Below are 19,041 nucleotides of genomic sequence, written 5' to 3' on the forward strand. Positions count from 1 at the left end.
CGCTCGTATCGGACCAGTCACTCGATGTCGCGTCGAACCAACGTGGCCGGATTGTTCGCACCGCAGTCCGGTCCGACGGCCAACAGGACCATGCCGTCGGCAGCCGAGGCGGTAGCGATCACCAGCATCACTCCCCGCCTGCCGTCGAGTTCCACGGGCGCAGACCCGAGCACCGTACTGTTCGAGCGAAAGCCGTTGGCGATCAGGCATTCGCGAAGATTGCCCGCATCGGTAACGTCGTTTCGCCCGCGCGTCGCCATGACGTCGAAGGCGAGGGAGTTGTTCAGGTCGTCGGAGGTCAGCACCAACGTGGGTGCCTCCGCTCGAAGATCATCCGCGTAACCGCCGTCGACGACGCCCGAATTGTCCGATGTTGCCGTCACTACTGCAGCCGCGACTACCGACACCACCACGACCGACGCTGCAATCCCGGCCGCCAGCACGGTCCGTGACCTGCGACGGCGTGATGCGAGCCGAATCGGCGCTCGGTTCTGCGCCGAGGAGGTGACTGCCCGAGCCTGTACCGGGGGTGCGGCCGTGAGTGCGCGATCGATACGTTCCGCGACCTCGGGAGGCATCGGCTCGCCCGCGGTGAGTTCACGGCCTGCGGTGGCCAACCGCTCGGTGACGGCGTCGAGTGCGTCGAGAATTCGGACCGCATCCGGGTCCTGCCGGACGAGTGGCCACAGTTGCTCGCTCACTGCATCCGGAAGAACGCCTGCATGGAGATCGGCCAGGAGATCCGGCGAGTACGGAGGCTCCAGAAGACCGGCGTCGGATGAAGTCATGCCGATCTCCTTCCACGCATGATTCGGTCCTACACACTGTAAGACGCACCGCCCTGGTTATCGGTTCCCCTCCTCGCGCAGAAAGTCGAGAAGCCCCGCGAGCTTCAATCGTCCCCGGGCACACCGGCTCTTGACGGTTCCTGTCGGAACACCGAGTATCCGGGCCGCGTCGGACACCGAGTATCCCTCCATGTCCACCGCCACGACCGCCGCACGTTGTTCCGGGGCCAACTCCATCAGCGCGTTGTGCACCTCGATCGACGTTTCGACCGCGGACATCTGGTCGCGGACGTCCGGCAGTTCGGCGGAGTCACCCTCGGGCAGCGGGACGGTCGGCCGCGAGCGGTTCCGACGGATTCGATCGAGGCAGGCGTTGACGACGATCTTGTGCAGCCAACTACGTACGGCAGCATCCGCTCGGAACGACGCTGCGGTCCGGTGCGCGGACAGCAGCGCTTCCTGCAAGGCGTCGGCGGCATCCTCGGTGGTGTAGCTGGTCCGCCGCGCCGTCATCCACAGATGCTCGTGGTGCCGATGCACGAGTGTCGTGAACGCCCGCTCGTCGCCTGCAACGTGCGCAGCCAACAACTCCACGTCGGAACGCCCGCTCAGAACATCCCCGACGCCGCTTAGATCTGCACTCCCCATACGAAAACGGCTCCCCCCGTGTTACCGCATTGTTGGAGAGCCTAAGCCATAGAGACCGCGGAGTACGAAACGTTGTCGAATTCAAGCATTCTGCAGGTGAGAGGAGATCCCGCAGACCGTTGGTCAGGATTGCGCCGTGAACCCGAAGTCCGCGATCGACGACTGATTACGACCACTGTCCGAGCTCAACCCGGTGATCCACAGCAGAACGTGGCTCGTGGGCTCGCTGACCTGTAGTGGAATATCGGTCACTCCGCTACCCAGTGTTGCCTGACCGATCACGGTGGTGTCGCTCAGACTCGGCGAATCGCTGGGTGCGGATCTGATCTCGACGACCGTTCCCGGTGACGGAGAATTGACGAACGCGCTGGTGAGCACCTGTGACGACGGCAGCGTCGCAATCAAGCCCACACCGTCCTTGAGCGACGGGAACGGCTGGAAGTAGGAGTCCGTCGCCCAGACGGTCGACTGGTCCCCGTCGATGGCGTTGGATGCCGAACCGGCGTTGTCCGCGCTGCCCTGCGGCGAGAACACCTCTACCGAATCGATAGCCACCGGGCTCGACGCCGGGGCTGCAGGCGCGGGCGCACCCGGTGCGGGCGGTGCTGTCTCCTCGGTGGTCAGACCGAGGGCTTCCTGAGATGTCAGCGGCTCGTCCGAGCTACCGCCCGCGATGAACGTGAACAGCCAGTACCCCGCGAATCCGAGCACGACCACCGTGAGAACGCCCAGCACCGCCAAGGCGATGTTGGTGCGGCGGGATCGCTCTTTCTGCGCCGCCATCTCCTCCGGATCCGCGAGCGAATGGCCCGATGCGCCGGGTGCTCGCTGTCCGAGCCTCAGTGCGGGCATCAGATCGGTCTTGTCGTTGACGACGGCTGCCTGGTCGAGGACGTGTTGAACCGTCGCTGCGGTTCTGATGCCACTGTTCTGCTCGAGTGCTCGCACTGCCACCGCGGAAATCTCGAACGGCACGTCCGAACGGACTCGGCGTGGCTCGACGGCGTTTCCGTTCGAGTCGCGGTCTGCGGGCTTCATGCCGCCGACCGATCGCGGCTGCCCGCCGGACGCGGCGTCGACGAGGGGCCAGCGCGCCGTGATCAACGCGTACAACATCGCGCCGAGACCACGGACGTCCGAACCTGGATCAGCGTCGGCCAACGTTGCCGGGAACGCCAGAACGGCGTTGCCGCTGGTACTGATACGGACGCGGTCCGGATGGTCGATAGACAGTGCGCCGCCGCTGCGGTGCGCAGCTTCGGCCGCCGCAGCCAATGCCTTGATGGCCCGTGCCGCCCCCGTCGGCGACGGAACGGTGTCCGCCATCTCGCGGAGCGAGCGACCCGGAGTCCACTCGGCGACGACGATTCCGCCGGAGCTTCCACGCACGACGTCGAGCACGCGTGCCAGGCCGGGAGAGTTGATGCGGCCGAGGCGCAATGTGCGGGACAGGATGGCCTGTGGGCCCTCGGGGCGGTCCACCGAGACGTCGGTCGACTGCTGCTCCGAATCGACGAACGTCAACGCGACCTCACGGTCCAGCTTGACGTCGTGCGCCTGCCAGAACTTGAGGCCACGTGCGCCGCCGTGCGGTGCCAGCAGTCGATACCGGCCACCGGCAACCGAAGCGCCGGGGATCAGCTTCGGACCGCGGAGCGAACGCGGGTTCTCGGTCGGGGCACCGGCCTTCACCGGCGTCGCCTCGGCCGGCGGAGCCCCCTTGGCTGGAGCGTCCTTGGCCGGGGCGTCCTTGGCTGGGGCTGGGGCCTTGTCGGCCGATTGCGCGCCCGCTGCGGACGTGGATTTTTCGGCTGCGCCGGGAGCCGTGGAGGCTGTTTCGGAATCGGCTGCCGCGGCCTGCGGTGCCTTCGAAGCAGGTGTCTTGGACGTCGCAGGGTCGGCGGCATCAGGCGCGGCCGACTTGGCCGCGGTCGCACCCTTGATCAGAGACGTCTTCTCGCCGGCAGTCTTGTCGCCGGCAGTCTTGTCGGAAGCAGTCTTGTCGGAAGCAGCTTTGTCGGAAGCAGTCTTGTCACCGGCGGGCTTGTCCACCGGGAGCTTGGCTGTGGCAGTGCTGTCGGACGACGTTGCTGTGGTCGGCTCGGTGGAGTCCGACGATGCGGCCTGCCGCTCGTCCACCTCCACGCCGCCTTGTGCTCGGTCGCCGCCCTTTTTCGCGGACTCGGCCGGCCCCCCAGCCACTTCGTCGTCGGTCACTCTCACTCCTTCACGCGTGTATGCCCCGGGTAGCCCCATGCGCCCGCCAGGTTCAGGCAGGCGCGACGGGGATGGCGTCCCGGTCCGCCGACGTCCAGGGTACGGGAGTCGGTCGGGTGCAGTGTCCCATGCAGAAACAGAACTGACGACCGGTATGGAATCGGGATGTGCTGGGACGACGGGTTCGGGAGCGGGCGCTGACCTCTTCAGGACGCGGTCGAGGATTCTGCGGATGGCGACGGTGACGGCCAGGACTTCCGGGATGCGTCCGAACCACAGGATTCCGAAGGTGATGCCGAGCATCAGCACGGCGCAGATGCCGACGCGGACGATGGCACCGATCATGCCGAACGGTTCGGTGAGGCCACCGAGATCGGTAATTCGGTCGATGGCGAGCATCGCCGTCCCGCCTGCGGCCGACGCGATCAGAACCATCCAGACCGTCTTGCCGACGTTCGCCATGCGGAGATTTCCGAGGCTGCGGTGCAGCAGAAATCCGCCGATGCAGGCGCCGACGACGAATCCGATGCCGTTGGCGACACCCAACCAGAGCACCACCTGCTCGTCCGAGCTGGCGACGACCGGGGCGAGCGCGGACAGGGCGATCTTGATTCCGGTGATGCCGAGGATGATCCAGGTCGGTGTCCATGCCTGTTCACGGGCGTAGAACACACGGAGGTGGATCAGGACCAGTGCGTACGGGATGAGGGTGAAGGCCGACCAGCTCACCGCTTCGCCCAGTCGCGGTGCCTCGTCCTTGAAGTTGCCGAAACCGAACAGTGCTTCGCCGACCCACGGGCCGGTGAAGGTCAGGAACACCACGATCGGTACCAGGGCAACCAGCGTCAATCGGGTCGCGACGGACAGGTCGTCGACGACGGCCGGTGTGTCACCGTTGGCGGCGTTGCGGCTCAATCTCGGCATGATGGCCGTCAGCACCGTGACGCCGAGGATGCCGTACGGCAGTTGCAGCAGGATCCAGGCCTGCGAGTAGATCGCCGGGCCTGCTTCGTCGGCGCTGGAGGAGATGTTCGTCGCGAACACCAGCCCGAGCTGGCTGATGACGACGTAGAGGACGATGGCGGCGGCCATCCCACCGAAGGCCTTGAGGCGGGCGTCGAACCCCCACAGTGGTCGTAGGTCGATCTTCTCGCGCCGCAACGCCGGGATCAGGGCCGCGACCTGCGTCACGACACCGGCGGTGACGCCGAGACCCAGGATGAGGATGTGCGGATCGCTCATCTCGACCGGGTTCAGGGTGATCTCGCCCGGGACGAAGAAGTAGAGGGAGAAGACACCGAGGACGATCAGGTTGTTCCACACGGGTGCCCATGCACCGGGACGGAAGTTCTGTCGTGTGTTCAGCACGGCCGTCAGCAGGCCGGACAGTCCGTAGAAGAGGATCGCGGGGAGAACCAGATAGGACAGCGCGGTGGTCAGTTCACTGCTGACCTTGGCGTCGTCCTTGATCAGCACGCGCGAGAGAAGCGGCGCGCTGATCGTCGCGGCGACCGATACGACGAACAGCATCGTGAACGCCAACGTGAAGAGTCGACGGATGAAGGACGCACCCCGGTCGGGATCCTCCATCTCGGCCCGGACGAGGACCGGTACGACGATCGCGGTGAGGACTGCGCCGAGCACCAACTCCGAGATCATGTTCGGCAGGATCGTGGCGGCGGTGAACGAACTCGCAATGGCTCCGCCGAGGATCGCCAGCATGATCATCTGCTTGAAGAAGCCGGTGATGCGGCTGACGAGCGTCGCCACGGCGATAGAACCGGTGGCGGCGAGCAGGCTCTTCTGCGGTTTCGGCTCGTCGATCTGCGGCGGTGCCGCCTCCGGCGGAGGGGGCTGCGGATAGTCCTCGTCGCGGAATCGCGGGATCAGCTGGGTGACCGAGTTGTCCGGGGCAGGGCCACCGTCGGGTGACGGCGGTGCCGGGTAGCTTCGCATCTCCCGAGGCGGTGCCGCGGCCCGTCCGTCGCGTTCCCACGGCGCAGGCCGCGGCGGCTCGGTGCGTCGGAAAACCTGGGATGCGGGCAGCCGTTCGCGAGGACCGCCGGCGGGCGGCGTTCCCTTGTAGGGCAAGTTTCCCGAATACGGGAAGTCGCTACCCGTCATGGTCGTTCGTACCCTTCGTCTGCAGGATCCGGCTGACCCTTGAACCGATGCCACAATCTGCGGCCGGCGAGCAGCAACAGAAGGACCCCGGCGCAGGCGGTGATGATCGCCAACGCCTGTCCGTACGCGTTCGACCGTACGGATACCGTGGACGCTTCGCCCAATTGTTGGCCGTCGAGAGTGGTCAAGGAGAAGTCGACGGCGAGGTTTCTGCTGTCGTCGACCTGGGCGGGCACGGTGATCGTTCGACTTCCGCGCGCCGGTAGCGCCATTGCTCCGACGTCGCTGACGGTCATCTCGGGGGGAGCGTCGACCTTCAGCCGAACGTTGACCCCGATCGGGAGATCGTTACGGGCGACCAGCAGCAGCGGGCTCTGCTCGGACGCCAGGGTGTAGACGCCGCCGGGAGCCAGAACCGTCACGGCTTCGAAGATGGCGTTCAGTCCGGCCTCCGAGGTGTCCATTCGGATCCGGGACATGTTCGACGCGGCGATCGGGTCCACCGACCGGTCGGCGGTCCCGATCGCACGCAACAGGTCCTCGCGCAGCGGTGCGGTGAACCGGCGCGGAGTCAACACCGATTGAGGGTCCTCGACGAGGGATCCACGCAGCGCCTCGATGCGTTTGCTCTGTGCACGAATGCGATCCTCGAGGTTCCGGTCCCGATCGCTCACACTCGTCGTGACGGTCTCGACGGGCAGCCCGGTCGGTTGCTCCTCGGCCAGCTCGGTGAACGGGCGCGGCGTCGCCAGACCGGTCCGGAGCAGCGAGGACACCGTGCCGAGAATCGCATCGGGTTCGTCGCCGCCTGCCGTCCAGTACTGAGGCGGAGCGATGGTCAGAGCTCGCGGAGAGCCGTCGGGCGGCGTCAACGCGTGGTACGTCACCGCGCCGAGCGCATCCTGCAGGCGAGCGGTCCGCGAATCCCCGGCCAGGTCGTACCGCTGGTCGTCGGGCGTGAAACGCGGCGTCGACGGATCCGTCCCGACGCCGGCCAGGGCCGTCGCCGTCGGGCCGTCGAACACGGTCGCGTTCAGTTCGGCCGCGACCGTGGTGTCTCCCACGACGCGAGCCACGGCCCCTGCGGCTCCGGGAGCGATGCTGTTGTCGGCGACAAGAGCGGTGCGTTGGCCGATCGACCGCACCGTCGCCGCGCCTGCCTCACCGAGTTGACCCGTCGAACTCCACACCACACCGCGTACCGACGTCACGCCGAGGATCGCGTCGACCACTTCGGCCGGCGACTCGAGGGCGGTCGACGCCAACGAGGCGTCGCCGACGTTGCCCAGCGTGTCCAGATCCACCTGCGCGAACGGCAGCGCTGTCACGCACATCGATTCGGTGAGGGTCTCGAGTCGCGACAACCACGCCGTCGCTGCGTCGCGACCGGTGCCTTCCCTGCTCGGTCCCGAAGGATCGGCGGGATCGGCGACGACGAGGTATCCGCGCGTCATGTTGGAGACGGTGACTAGCAGGTCCGGATCCACCGCGATACAGAGGCTCTGTGCGAGCTTGCCGCCGGGATCGACGTCCGACGCGGTCGCCGACTCCACTGCCTCCAGAAGTTGATCGAGCCGTCCCCCGGGCGCCAACTCAGCCGCAAGATCGTCGTCGACGAGCCGAACCCTGTCGTCGATCGAACCCGGAATGCCCGCCGCGAGGCGAGGTTTGTCCGCCAACGGCCACAGAACCGTCGTCGCTACCGGGTCCGCGGTGCTCGGCGGCAGCGGGACAGCGTCGGGAGCCATCGGGTCCGGCACTGTCGGATCACGTGGAACCCCGGTGACCGGGAGCAGGAAGCGGGCGTCGTCGAGCCGCGCCGTTCCGCCGTACTCCGGCGTTCCGTTGGCGTTGAGGAGCAGCGGATACACGCCGGGGCGGTCGATACCCAACGACGGAGACTGCGTCCCGCGCAGCGGCATCGACACCGTGAACTGAGCGGTGGCGCCCTGCTCGAGACTGTCCGCGACAACCTGGAATTCACCGACGTCGGCGTACTCCTGTTGATCCAACGACAGTGTCGTCCGAAGCTCGTCCGGCGAGTCCACGGCGTCCGCGCTCTGCATACGGACGCTGATGTCGTCGACCCGGCGGTCCCCGGTGTTGCGGACAGTGGCGCGCACCGTCACGAACGGCTCGCTCGTCGTCGTCACCGTCCCGGGAGCAACCGCGTCGATCGACATCTCGAGAAACTGAGTACCGCGCGTCGTCCGAGGAAGATCGGACGCCGACGACTGATACGTGACGGTCCCGTCCTCGCTCTGCGAACCCCCTGATGGATCCTGCGCGGCTGGATCCTGCGCGGCTGGATCCTGCGCAGCAGCAACACCGGTCCCCAGCAGCAGCGATGCACCGAGAACGAGCACCGACGTCGCTGCAGTGATCCTGGAACGTAGCGCCATCACTGCTTGCCGACGGGCGTTTCGGGGTCGTTCGTCTCGCCGCTCATGCCGTCTATCAGGCGGCTGGCGATGGCCGCCAACTTGCGCTCGTCCGCGTACGCCAACCGCGAGTTCAGTTCACTCAGCGGAACCCACGCCACTTCGGTGACCTCGACGTCCTCGTCGGAGAGTTCACCACCCAGAAACCTCAGCAAATAATGGTGCACGGTCTTGTGGACGCGACGGCCCTCCGTCACGAACCAGTAATCGATACTCCCCAGCGACGCCAACACCGAACCCTGGATACCGGTCTCCTCGGCGACCTCACGCATCGCCGTCTGCTCCGCCGTCTCACCCTGCTCGATATGCCCCTTCGGCAGCGACCACAACAACCGGCCCCGACGATCCGTTCTGCCGATCAACGCCGCGCAACGCTGCGCAGGCGGGCCGTCGAGCCCATCCACCACCAACCCACCGGCAGACGTTTCCCGAACCGTTCGAAGCCGCGGTTTGTCCGTCTCGACACGCGAATTCCGCCGCCGCGGGTTGCGGCGGCTCCTGTTCGCACGTTCGCCAGCAGACACCCAACCAATACTAGAGGGAAAGAACCAATGCTTCGGGCTGCCATACCGAGCTCATTCCGCAGGCTCCACTCGCGCCCATACCGAGCCTGTTCACGTGGGGCCCTTCCCCCGGTCGGACCGCCTGCTAATAGGCTCTGTCGACGTGGCCGAGAAGTCTCCTGTCCCCCAGCAGCCCGACGTGTCCGCCGACCGTCGCGCGAGACTGCTGGCGTCGGCCGCCGTGTCGTTGAAAGACCTGTCCGGCATCCTGACGCCACTGGCCATGAGGTTCGCGGCCGAGGGGCATGAATTGTTCCTGGTCGGCGGCAGTGTGCGCGACGCCGTGCTGGGCCGCCTCGGTACGGACCTCGACTTCACGACCGACGCCAGGCCGGAGGTCGTCCAGCGGCTCCTGACCGGGTGGGCCGACAATCAGTGGGACACCGGCATCGCGTTCGGCACGATCAGTGCGGCGAAGGGCGATCAGCTGGTCGAGATCACCACGTTCCGCACCGACTCCTACGACCAGGTCTCGCGTAATCCCGAAGTCAGGTACGGCACCAGCCTGGAAGAGGATCTGGTTCGTCGTGATTTCACCGTCAACGCGATGGCCGTTCGTCTCGGCGCTGATGGCTCGCAGGAGTTCGTCGACCCTCTCGGCGGCATGGACGCGCTGCTCGAGGGGCTGCTGGACACACCGTCGACCCCGGAGAAGTCGTTCAACGACGACCCACTGCGGATGCTTCGCGGCGCGCGGTTCGTGTCGCAGCTCGGGTTCGCGCTGATGCCGCGCGTGCATCAGGCGATCACGGAGATGGCCGGTCAGATCGAACGCATCACAGCCGAGCGTGTTCAGGTGGAGTTGGACAAGCTGATCCTCGGTGAGTTCCCGCTCGAGGGTGTCGACGTGATGTGCGAGACGGGACTGGCCGGGTACGTGCTTCCCGAGGTGCCTGCGATGAAGCTCGAGATCGACGAGCATCACCAACACAAGGATGTCTACTGGCATTCACTGACGGTGTTGAAGCAGGCGATCGAGCTCGAGGATGGCGATCCGGACCTCGTATTGCGCTGGGCAGCACTGCTTCACGACATCGGGAAGCCGGACACTCGCCGCCACGAGCCGGGCGGAGGCGTCAGCTTCCATCACCACGAGGTGGTCGGCTCGAAGATGGTGCGCAAGCGGATGCGCGCGCTGAAGTACTCCAAGAAGATGATCGACGACGTGTCCCAGCTGGTGTTCCTGCATCTGCGCTTCCACGGGTACGGCAAAGGTCAGTGGACGGACTCGGCCGTGCGCCGCTACGCGACCGATGCCGGCGAGCTACTTCCCAAGTTGCACAAGCTGGTTCGCGCCGACAGCACGACGCGGAACAAGCGTCGGGCGGCCGCTCTGCAGGCCACCTACGACGATCTGGAGGAGCGGATAGCCGCCCTGGCCGCCCAGGAGGACTTGGCGCGGGTTCGCCCCGACCTCGACGGCAACGCCATCATGGAGCTTCTCGATATCCCGGCGGGTCCACAGGTGGGCAAGGCGTGGAAGTTTCTGAAGGAGCTCAGGCTCGACCGCGGTCCTCTCCCCCGCGAGGAAGCGGAGAAAGAACTGCTGGCCTGGTGGAAAAGCGACCTGTGAGTGGAAATGTAGGCGGTCTCGAGCCGTAGGCCAGGGCCTGCATTTCCACTCACCTGCGCAGTATCGCCACCAAACCCACCAGGTACACCGCGGCCCCAGCCAGAACGACGACGTGGGCTGAGGATTCACCGGCCAGATCGGTAGTGGCTGGACCGACGGCGAACGCCGCGACGGCCAGGGCTGCGACGAAGAAGATGTTGAACACGGTGTCCTGCAGAGCGAACACGCGACCGCGGTGATCGTCGTCGATTTCGGTCTGCATCGATGCGTCACCGGTGAGCTTGATCGTCTGGCCCGCGACCCCGAGCAGGAACGCGCCGATGAGCAGGCTCGTCTGGGTGAGGGTGTTGATGAACGTGACCTGGACGATCGCGGCGGCCGCGAGAGCCACCATGATCGAGCGAACACGGCCGAAACGCGGAAGAACGAACGGCGTCAGCAGGGCAGCGACGAACATTCCGGCTGCCGTGGCGCCGACGGCTATACCGAATCCGGCGAGTCCACCGGGCAGGGAACTCGACGTGGTTTCGCGCAGGATGAGAACCATGACGAGGGTGTCGACGCCGAACACGATTCGGTGGGCGCCGATGCCGGTCATGGCGGCGGTGACCGTCGGTGATCGCCAGACGGCCACGGCACCGGATTTGAGTCCGTGGGCGATGTCCACCGCAGCCTTCATCGCCCCGTGGTCACCACGCTCGGGGAGTGTCTCCGGGCCCAGGGACCTGGGCGCGAATCGCGCGGCGGCGACGGTCCCCACGAGCGAGCCGGACGCTGCTGCGGCAACGGCAATTCCGGAACCGAAGTCCCCGGCACCGACGTATCCGATGATTCCGACGGCTGCGCCCGCCCCGGCGGCGGCGAAGCCGGAACCGATGGTGGCGAGGAGGGAGTTCATGGGTACGAGCCATTCGGTTCGTACGACGTGTGGGAGCGACGCCGAGACGCCGGCGAGGACGAATCTGCTGAGTCCGACGGTGGTGAGGGCAAGCAGGAGCAGTGGTGTCTCACCGCCGCCTGCACAGAGCAGGGTTGCGGTGACGGCGATGAGGATGATGCGAAGTACGTTGGCCCACAGAACGACTGCGCGGCGATCCCAGCGGTCCAGCATGGCGCCTGCGAACGGGCCGATGACGGAGTACGGGACGAGGAGGACGGCGAATCCGGCTGCGATGGCAGCCGGATTCGATTCTCGCTCGGGGTTGAACAGGATGGCGCCGCTGAGTGCGGCTTGGAACAGTCCGTCGCCGAACTGGCCTGCGAAACGGATGGCGGTGAGCTTGCCTGCGCCTGGCGAATCGCGCAATCGCGCCAGGAATGTCGTCTCGCTCACTCGCTGAACTTTAGCCTGACGTACTTTACGAGGTCGACGTCAGCTCCTCGGCGTTCCACCACGCGACGGTGGCTGCCGCGCCGTCGTCGAGCGGGGTCGGACGAAGGCCGAGGAGTGTGTCGCTGCGCGTGCTGTCCAGGACGTAGGGGTACTGGAACTGGTACAGCGTGTCGCTCAGCTCTTTCATCTGCCCGGGTACGACGCCCAGTGTCCGGACGATCCATGCCGGTATCGCGGTGACGGTGGGTGCGGGTACTCGGGCGGCGTCGGCGAAGAGCTCGATCATGCGTCGTTGCGTGACGGCAGGTGCGGTGGGGGCGTGCAGGAACGTGTTCCACAGGTCTTTCCTTGCTCCGGCGACGATCATCGCTGCGGCGAAGTCCGGTACGTAGGTGAAGGAGTGGGGTACGTCGGCTTCGGCGATGACGCTGACGGATTTGCCTGCCGTGACCTTGGGGATGATTCGTGCGCCCATGTGCGACGTCCTCACGCGAGGACCGTAGAAGTCCGATGCGGCGACGCTGACGGTCGGGGTGCGGTGGGTGTCTCGGGCGGCCAACAGGAGGGTTCGGACGCCGAGTTTGCGGTGAGTTGCCGTGCGCGGGCTGTCCTCTCGGATGGGGCCGTCGGTCTTGCCGTAGGAGTACAGACTTTCGGGGAAGACGACGACGGTTCCGGCGGCGGCGTCGAGCACCCGTCGTTCCATCGCGGGGAGTTTCTCGCGCCAGACCTTGAATTCGTATGCGACGTGAGTGCAGAGATAAATGGCTGTGGCACCTGCGAACTCGCCAGTCAGGTCGTCGGTCTCGATGTTCACGCGGCGACGTTCGACGGCCGGGTGATCCGGGCCCGATCCGGACCGGGTGAGGATCCGTACCGAATGTCCCTGTGCGGCAAGCTGTTCTGCGATCGTCCAACCGACCGGTCCGGCGCCGATGACGACGTGTAGCTGGTTCATGGTGTCTCCCTCGTTCGAAATGTGAGCACTGCTCTCTGTTTCCTCCAGTGTGCGCCTGTTCGCCTGAGAAAGCAAGAGCAGTGCTCTCGGTTGCGCTGTGGCGGATTTGCCGACGAATACACATCCGCCGGGCCGATAGTGTGAATTCATGCCGACCACGCCCCGCGCGCGAGCGAGACAACAGACTCTCGCCGACATCACCCGTATCGGACGGGAGCATTTGGCTGCCGACGGTGCGGCGGCGTTGTCTCTACGCGCGGTGGCCAGGGATCTGGGTGTCGTGTCGTCGGCGGTGTATCGGTACGTCAAGAGCCGCGACGAGCTGCTGACTCTGCTCGTCGTCGACGCATACACCGAGCTCGGCGACGTCGTGGACGACGCTGTCGACGAGGTGTCCGGTCCACTCGAGAAGTTCCTCGCACTCGGTCGTGCGGTCCGTGGGTGGGGGCTGCGGGAACCGGCTCGGTATGCGCTGTTGTTCGGAAGTCCGGTGCCCGGTTACAACGCTCCGGCCGAGCAGACGACAGGCCCGGGTACGAGGGTGATCGTCAAGCTCGTGTCGATTTTCGATGAGGCGTGGGCCGCGGGAACGCTGGCGGAACGTTCGGCGCCTGTGTCGTTGACTGCGTTGAGCCAGAATTTCACGGACGTTCGTAACGAAATGGGAACGGAAATGTCCGACGAGGTGATCGCTCGCGGAGTTCTGGTGTGGGCGGCGCTGTTCGGTGCGGTCAGCTTCGATGTGTTCGATCAGTACGGGTCGGATACCTTCAGCAGCCGAGATGCGTTGTTCGAGTACCAATTGGCGAGCCTGGCCGAGCTCTCGGGTTTCGGTGGGGCGCCGAACAACATCTGAGGTTCCTTGCGTTACATCCGTAGGTGCGCGGTGCCACAATGTCTTGCATGGCGGCGCATGCGGAAGAACCCGAAGACCAGACGGCACCGGCCCCGCAATCGGTGCGACCGGGGAGCTTGTTGGTGTCGTCGATCGAGCTGGTCGAGCCCACGTTCCGACGCACTGTCGTGTACGTCATCGAGCACAACGACGCAGGCAGCCTCGGTGTCGTGATCAATCGGCCGAGCGACACCGCGGTCCAGAACGTGTTACCTCAGTGGACCGATCTCGCGGCGCGGCCGAAGGCCTTGTACGTGGGCGGTCCGGTGAAGAGGGATTCCGCTCTCTGTCTGGCGACGGTCAGGACGGGGGTGGACATCGACGGAATCGCCGGGGTGCGCCGCGTCGACGGTCGGGTCGTCATGGTGGACTTGGATTCGGATCCCTCCGACATCGCGCCGCACGTCGAGGGCGTTCGCATCTTCGCGGGGTATTCCGGGTGGACGCTCGGGCAGCTGGAGGGCGAGCTGGAGCGGGACGACTGGATGGTCGTCTCCGCCCTCGCCTCCGATGTCATCGGTCCACCGAAGATCGATCTGTGGGCCCACGTGCTGCGTCGTCAACCTCTGCCGCTGGCGATGCTCGCCTCGCACCCGATCGACGTCGACCGCAATTGAGGAGTCAGTGCGCGAAGTGGGTGGCCGACGAGTGTCCACCTCCCGCGGCCGATGAGTCGAGTTGATCGATCACTTCGGCGATGGCGCCGCACAGCAGCCTGCCAAGGTCTGCGCTGAATCCCTCTCGCACGACGATGCGGAGCACGGCTACTCCGGTGGCGTTGTCCGGCATCGTGTACGCGGGAACCTGCCAGCCGCGTGCGCGTAGTTCGTGGGAGATGTCGAACACGGTGTATTCACGGTCGCCGGTGAGTTCGAATGCGACGACGGGGATGGCGCTGCCGTCGGTGATGACGTGGAACGCGGGATGCTCGGACAGGTGGCCGGCGACGCGAACAGCGGTATCGCGCAGTGCGTGCATGATGTCGCTGTATCCGGAGCGTCCGAGCCGGAGGAAGTTGTAGTACTGGCCGATCACCTGGTTGCCGGGGCGGGAGAAGTTGAGGGTGAAGGTAGGCATGTCGCCGCCGAGGTAGTTGACCCGGAACACCAGGTCCTCGGGCAGGTCCTCGCGTGTCCGCCACACCGCGAAACCGATTCCAGGATAGGTCAGTCCGTACTTGTGCCCACTGGCGTTGATGGATTTCACCCGCGGTAGACGGAAGTCCCATTCGAGGTGGGGATGAAGGAACGGTACGACGAACCCGCCGCTGGCCGCGTCGACGTGGACGGGGACGTCGGGTCCACCGGACGCTGCGACGGAATCGAGCATCGCGCAGATCTCCTCCACAGGCTCGAGTTCGCCGGTGAAGGTGGTTCCGAGGATCGCCACGACGCCGATGGTGTTGTCGTCGACGGCATCTCGAACCTGCTCCGGGGTGATGACGTATCGCCCCGGTTCGACGGGCAGGTACTTGGGTTCGACGTCGAAGTAGCGGCAGAACTTCTCCCACACGACCTGAACATTGCTTCCCAGAACGAGATTCGGACGCGAGGTGTCGGTGCGGCCTTCGCGCCACCGCCATTTCAGGGCGAGGCCTGCGAGCATGACCGCTTCGCTCGATCCGATCGTCGACACTCCCGTCGCGGACTTGGAATCCTCCGGGTCGAGTCCGGGCGCGTGGAACAGATCCGCGACCATGTTGACGCAGCGTTCCTCGATCGACGCCGTTGCCGGGTACTCGTCCTTGTCGATCATGTTCTTGTCGAACGTCTCGGCCATCAGCTTCTCGGCCTGCGGGTCCATCCAGGTCGTGACGAACGTCGCGAGGTTGAGTCGGGAGGAGCCGTCGAGCATCAGTTCGTCGTGAATGAATCGGTACGCCGCTTCAGGATCCAGTTGCTCGTCGGGGAGTCGCAGTGCGGGGATGGGATCGGTGGCGAGTCTCCCGGTGTATGCCGCGGCGATGACTCCGCCTGGGTGTTTGCCTGGCTTCGACAACTCTTTCCGCACGTCGATCCTCCACATTCGTCGTCTGTGGTGCCGACGCTAATCCGCCAGGGCTGATTGCGCATCATCCTTGTCAGGCGATTGCCGAGCATCTGCTTGTCGCGCGTATCGCTGGGCGAGCACGGCACACACCATCAGCTGAATCTGGTGGAACAGAAGCAGAGGAAGCACGATCAGGCCGACGGGCCCGCCGACGAAGAGGACCGAAGCCATGGGTAGTCCGCTCGCCAGGCTCTTCTTGGAACCGCAGAACAACAGAACGATCCGGTCTTCGACGGGAAAGCCGATGGCGCGGCCGATCCAGTACGTGAACGCCAGAATCAGCGCGAGGACGACGATGCAGACCACTACGACCGCAACGATCTGCGGTGGAGACACGGACGACCAGACGTTCTGGTTCATGCTTTCGCTGAACGCGGCGTAGACCACGAGCAGGATGGAACCGCGGTCGACGATCTTCGTCGGTCCGGAATGGCGTGTGAGCCATCCCTTCACGAGCGGTCGGAGGGCTTGCCCGAGGAGGAAGGGCAGGAGCAACTGGGCGCAGATACTCACGATCGACGATGCGTCGACGTGTGCGTCCCCGGTGGTGTTCACCAACAGGATTACCAGCAGGGGTGTCACGAAGACGCCGATGAGGTTGGAGAATGACGCACTGACGACGGCTCCGGCGACGTTGCCGCGTGCGATCGAGGTGAAGGCGATGGAGGACTGAACCGTCGACGGCACGAGGCACATGAACAGGATGCCGGTGTAGAGGTCCGCTGTGACGACGGTCGGTTCGAGGACGCGCAGAGCCAGTCCGACGAGAGGAAACACGAGGTACGTGGTGGCCAGCACGACGGAGTGGAGTCGCCAGTGTTTGACGCCGTGCCATGCTTCCTGCGGGGACAGGCGCGCGCCGTAGATCAGGAACAGCAGTCCGATAGCGACTCGGGTGACCCAGGTGAGGACGGTTTCCGAGGTGCCGGACGCTGGGAAGATGCTGGCCAGTACCGCGATCGCGATGATGCTCAGGACGAAGCCGTCGGGCCGGATCTGCCGCAGAAAGTTCACTTGGCTCACGATATCGTGCGCCAATTGATCACGAAAGTCGATAGCTGCGTTAACTGTGAACGTGAATCGTGATAGGAACGACGGGTGAATCTCGATCCGATTCTGCTTCGAACCTTCCTCGCTGTCGAACGGGAAGGTGGCTTCACAGCGGGCGGTGATCTGCTGGGCCTGCGTCAGTCGACGGTCAGCGGCCACATCACGCGACTGGAGAAGGCCGTCGGGCGCGAGTTGTTCCTTCGCGACACCAGGAACATGGAGCTGACGGCCGACGGCACCGCCATGATCGGGTTCGCCCGTTCGATCCTCGATGCAACCGCCGAGGCAGAGCACTATTTCGCCGAAGCCCCGTTGGCGGGCAGGCTCCGGCTCGGGGTGTCCGACGACCTGGTCTCCACCGAGTTGCCGCACGTCCTCTACGACTTTCGTCGCGCGCATCCCGGCGTCGACCTCGAGCTGACCGTCGGGCTGAGCGAGACGTTGCGGTCCAAGTTCGACGGCGGCGAGCTGGACCTGGTCTTCGGGAAGCGTCGTCCAGGTGAGACGCACGGTGATCTGGTGTGGGCAGATCGGTTGGTCTGGGCGGGCATTCCGGGAACGCGGGTGGAACCGGGCCCGGTGCCGTTCGTGACGTATCCACCCCCGAGCATCACGCGGTCCGCGGCGTTGGCTGCACTCGGTCGTGAGGGTAGGGGCTGGCGGTTCACCTGCGTCACGGACAGCGAGCTGGGGTTGCGTGCGGCCGTCCAGGCGGGGCTCGGATACCTGGTGCACGCGGAGTCGACGCTCCCCGAAGGCGTGGTGGCTTTGGACGGTCAGGATCTTCCTGACCTCGGAGGTATCGAGTTCGTGCTGCTGACGAAGGACCGGGCGAGATCGCCTCGCGCGGCGTTACGCGAGGCGATCATGACGCGGCTGGGCCACTGACGGCGGCTGGGCCACTGACTGCGGCTGGGCCACTGACGGCGTCGGGGGTGTGACCGGGTTGTGACTGGACCCAACCGTCGCGGTCGCCGGGTGACCGCGTTTCCAGACGTCGGGCTCGGCTGTAGTCAGTGACCGTTACCACTCCTACTGTCCTCTGTGATTCAGCAAACAGCATCGCGCTGCAATCGAGTCACGCCTTCTCGCCAGCGATGCCGAAGAAGAAAAGGGACGCGCATGGTTCAACACTCTCGGTCGATGTCGATCGACCATTCACGACTACGAGGCCGAGCACGAGGCATGACGAGCATCGCGGCGTTGTCCGCGGCCGTCATGTTCGCCGGCCTGTCGGTTGCCTCTGCGCAGCCTGCCGAGCCAACCGAACCCACCGACTCGGCAGTGCCGTCGGCGACGGCACTGCCCGCGACGATCAGCGAAGACGGAACGGAGGTCATTCCTCCCGAAGGGTCGGAGGCGGAACGGCCGAAGGCAGAAGAGCAGGGCATCGAGAAGCCCGACATCGCGGACGCGTCGCCTGCCCGAGTCACCGACGATCCGGAGACCGAGACGGTCGGATACGGGCCGGAGCAGAAGAACTTCCTTGCTGGTTTCCTGTACAGCATCGTCAAGCCGGACGTCGCACCGCCGGGTGCCAACGATTGGAACTGCAAGCCGACCGAGGAGCACCCCAATCCCGTTGTCCTGCTCCATGGAACATGGGAGAACGCGTACAACAACTTCGCTCGAATCTCCCCGGCATTGAAGGCGGAGGGCTACTGTGTCTTCGCCCCGAACACCGGTGACAAGGATTCGAGCGCACTCGGACACGTGAAGGCACTGCGAGGCACGGGCCCGATCACCGAGAGCGCCAAGGAGATTGCCTTCTACATCGATGCGGTCCTCGAACGGACCGGCGCGGAACAGGTCGACATCGTCGGTCATTCCCAGGGCAGCCTGGCGTCTCGTCAGTACATGCGATTCGAAGGCGGTGCCGATCCGTCGGATCCGAGCAAGAACAAGGTCGGCAAGATCGTCAGCCTCGGTGGGTCGAACCACGGGACAACACTTGTCGGAATCGGAACTCTGGGGCGGACCATCAACAATCTCGGCTTGAACGTGCTGGGGCTCGTGGGTGCTGTCGCCGGGCCCGCGGCGTCGGACCAAGTCATCGACTCCGACCTCATCAAGGCATTGACGGCGGGCGGCGACACCGAACGCGGTGTCGACTACACGGCCATCGCCACTCGGTTCGACGAGGTGGTCACTCCGTTCCGGACGACGTTCCTCGAAGCCGGTCCCGATGCCACGGTGAACAACGTTCTGTTGCAGGACGGTTGCGGTATCGACCTCTCCGACCATCTGTCGATGTCGGTGTCGCCGCGATCGATCGGATACATCAAGAACGCACTCGATCCGGAGGGCTTCCCGGTCAGCGAGGTTCCGTGTGTATGGAACGCTCCCGTGACAGGAGGCTAGACCAGCAGTAATCGGAACCAGCCCGGACTCCCACGGTGGAG

The 19,041-nt window shown here is 65.4% G+C and carries 14 protein-coding genes; 5 read left to right on the forward strand and 9 right to left on the reverse strand.

The annotated features are described in order from the left end of the window. Positions 1 to 17 precede the first annotated feature (17 nt). From ACFULT_RS01450 to ACFULT_RS01470, 5 genes are all read right to left on the reverse strand, one after another. The gene (locus ACFULT_RS01450) at positions 18 to 788 is read right to left on the reverse strand and encodes a hypothetical protein (protein ID WP_378480425.1); all 771 of its coding nucleotides are present in this window, start codon (positions 786 to 788) and stop codon (positions 18 to 20) included. A gap of 57 nt (positions 789 to 845) precedes the next feature. Then, complete coding sequence (sigM, locus tag ACFULT_RS01455) at positions 846 to 1,436, reverse strand: RNA polymerase sigma factor SigM (protein WP_051104895.1); 591 nt, start codon at positions 1,434 to 1,436, stop codon at positions 846 to 848. A 123-nt stretch (positions 1,437 to 1,559) separates the two neighbouring features. Next, complete coding sequence (locus ACFULT_RS01460; RefSeq protein ID WP_378480426.1) at positions 1,560 to 5,777, reverse strand: lipid II flippase MurJ; 4,218 nt, start codon at positions 5,775 to 5,777, stop codon at positions 1,560 to 1,562. Next, positions 5,774 to 8,179: a DUF6049 family protein gene (locus tag ACFULT_RS01465; RefSeq protein ID WP_378480427.1), complete on the reverse strand. Its 2,406-nt coding sequence runs from the start codon at positions 8,177 to 8,179 to the stop codon at positions 5,774 to 5,776. Before ACFULT_RS01465 ends, ACFULT_RS01460 begins: the two co-directional genes overlap by 4 nt. Then, a complete protein-coding gene (locus tag ACFULT_RS01470) occupies positions 8,179 to 8,742 on the reverse strand; it encodes an NUDIX hydrolase (protein ID WP_037109932.1) in 564 nt (187 codons plus the stop codon). Before ACFULT_RS01470 ends, ACFULT_RS01465 begins: the two co-directional genes overlap by 1 nt. A gap of 142 nt (positions 8,743 to 8,884) precedes the next feature. Here ACFULT_RS01470 and ACFULT_RS01475 point away from each other — a divergent pair, with 142 nt between their 5' ends. Then, positions 8,885 to 10,354 carry a CCA tRNA nucleotidyltransferase gene (locus ACFULT_RS01475; protein WP_037109929.1) on the forward strand — a complete coding sequence of 490 codons (1,470 nt, stop codon included), beginning with the start codon at positions 8,885 to 8,887 and terminating at the stop codon, positions 10,352 to 10,354. Between the two features lie 49 nt (positions 10,355 to 10,403). On the opposite strand, the gene ACFULT_RS01480 is transcribed toward ACFULT_RS01475, so the two are convergent. Beyond that, positions 10,404 to 11,687, reverse strand: a complete 1,284-nt coding sequence (locus ACFULT_RS01480) for an MFS transporter (protein WP_037140877.1) — start codon at positions 11,685 to 11,687, stop codon at positions 10,404 to 10,406. A gap of 25 nt (positions 11,688 to 11,712) precedes the next feature. Continuing rightward, positions 11,713 to 12,645 carry an NAD-dependent epimerase/dehydratase family protein gene (locus tag ACFULT_RS01485; RefSeq protein ID WP_378480428.1) on the reverse strand — a complete coding sequence of 311 codons (933 nt, stop codon included), beginning with the start codon at positions 12,643 to 12,645 and terminating at the stop codon, positions 11,713 to 11,715. Between the two features lie 148 nt (positions 12,646 to 12,793). On the opposite strand from ACFULT_RS01485, the gene ACFULT_RS01490 reads away from it, so the two are divergent. Both ACFULT_RS01490 and ACFULT_RS01495 read left to right on the forward strand, forming a co-directional pair. Beyond that, positions 12,794 to 13,501 carry a TetR/AcrR family transcriptional regulator gene (locus ACFULT_RS01490; protein ID WP_094720132.1) on the forward strand — a complete coding sequence of 236 codons (708 nt, stop codon included), beginning with the start codon at positions 12,794 to 12,796 and terminating at the stop codon, positions 13,499 to 13,501. A 47-nt stretch (positions 13,502 to 13,548) separates the two neighbouring features. Continuing rightward, entirely contained in the window at positions 13,549 to 14,157 is a 609-nt protein-coding gene (locus tag ACFULT_RS01495; protein WP_037109920.1) for a YqgE/AlgH family protein, read from the forward strand. 4 nt (positions 14,158 to 14,161) lie between these two features. Here ACFULT_RS01495 and ACFULT_RS01500 read toward each other — a convergent pair whose 3' ends face one another. Together ACFULT_RS01500 and ACFULT_RS01505 are read right to left on the reverse strand one after the other, a co-directional pair. Beyond that, the gene (locus tag ACFULT_RS01500; RefSeq protein WP_052059256.1) at positions 14,162 to 15,565 is read right to left on the reverse strand and encodes a glutamate decarboxylase; all 1,404 of its coding nucleotides are present in this window, start codon (positions 15,563 to 15,565) and stop codon (positions 14,162 to 14,164) included. Positions 15,566 to 15,586: 21 nt separating this feature from the next. Next, complete coding sequence (locus tag ACFULT_RS01505) at positions 15,587 to 16,603, reverse strand: bile acid:sodium symporter family protein (RefSeq protein ID WP_037141018.1); 1,017 nt, start codon at positions 16,601 to 16,603, stop codon at positions 15,587 to 15,589. A gap of 84 nt (positions 16,604 to 16,687) precedes the next feature. On the opposite strand from ACFULT_RS01505, the gene ACFULT_RS01510 reads away from it, so the two are divergent. Both ACFULT_RS01510 and ACFULT_RS01515 read left to right on the forward strand, forming a co-directional pair. Then, entirely contained in the window at positions 16,688 to 17,527 is an 840-nt protein-coding gene (locus ACFULT_RS01510) for a LysR family transcriptional regulator (RefSeq protein WP_037109917.1), read from the forward strand. 255 nt (positions 17,528 to 17,782) lie between these two features. Further along, on the forward strand, positions 17,783 to 19,000 hold the full coding sequence (locus tag ACFULT_RS01515) for an esterase/lipase family protein (protein ID WP_378480429.1): 1,218 nt from the start codon (positions 17,783 to 17,785) through the stop codon (positions 18,998 to 19,000). Positions 19,001 to 19,041: the final 41 nt, after the last annotated feature.

Source organism: Rhodococcus sp. NPDC057297 (assembly GCF_042667435.1).
In the GTDB taxonomy this organism is placed as follows: domain Bacteria; phylum Actinomycetota; class Actinomycetes; order Mycobacteriales; family Mycobacteriaceae; genus Rhodococcoides.

Bases quoted from the DNA above. Each gene is read 5' to 3' on its own strand.
- ACFULT_RS01450 (WP_378480425.1), bottom strand. From the start codon at position 788: ATGACTTCATCCGACGCCGGTCTTCTGGAGCCTCCGTACTCGCCGGAT.
- ACFULT_RS01465 (WP_378480427.1), bottom strand. From the start codon at position 8,179: ATGGCGCTACGTTCCAGGATCACTGCAGCGACGTCGGTGCTCGTTCTC.
- ACFULT_RS01500 (WP_052059256.1), bottom strand. From the start codon at position 15,565: ATGTGGAGGATCGACGTGCGGAAAGAGTTGTCGAAGCCAGGCAAACAC.
- ACFULT_RS01515 (WP_378480429.1), top strand. From the start codon at position 17,783: ATGTCGATCGACCATTCACGACTACGAGGCCGAGCACGAGGCATGACG.
- ACFULT_RS01460 (WP_378480426.1), bottom strand. From the start codon at position 5,777: ATGACGGGTAGCGACTTCCCGTATTCGGGAAACTTGCCCTACAAGGGA.
- ACFULT_RS01495 (WP_037109920.1), top strand. From the start codon at position 13,549: ATGGCGGCGCATGCGGAAGAACCCGAAGACCAGACGGCACCGGCCCCG.
- ACFULT_RS01490 (WP_094720132.1), top strand. From the start codon at position 12,794: ATGCCGACCACGCCCCGCGCGCGAGCGAGACAACAGACTCTCGCCGAC.
- ACFULT_RS01485 (WP_378480428.1), bottom strand. From the start codon at position 12,645: ATGAACCAGCTACACGTCGTCATCGGCGCCGGACCGGTCGGTTGGACG.
- sigM (WP_051104895.1), bottom strand. From the start codon at position 1,436: ATGGGGAGTGCAGATCTAAGCGGCGTCGGGGATGTTCTGAGCGGGCGT.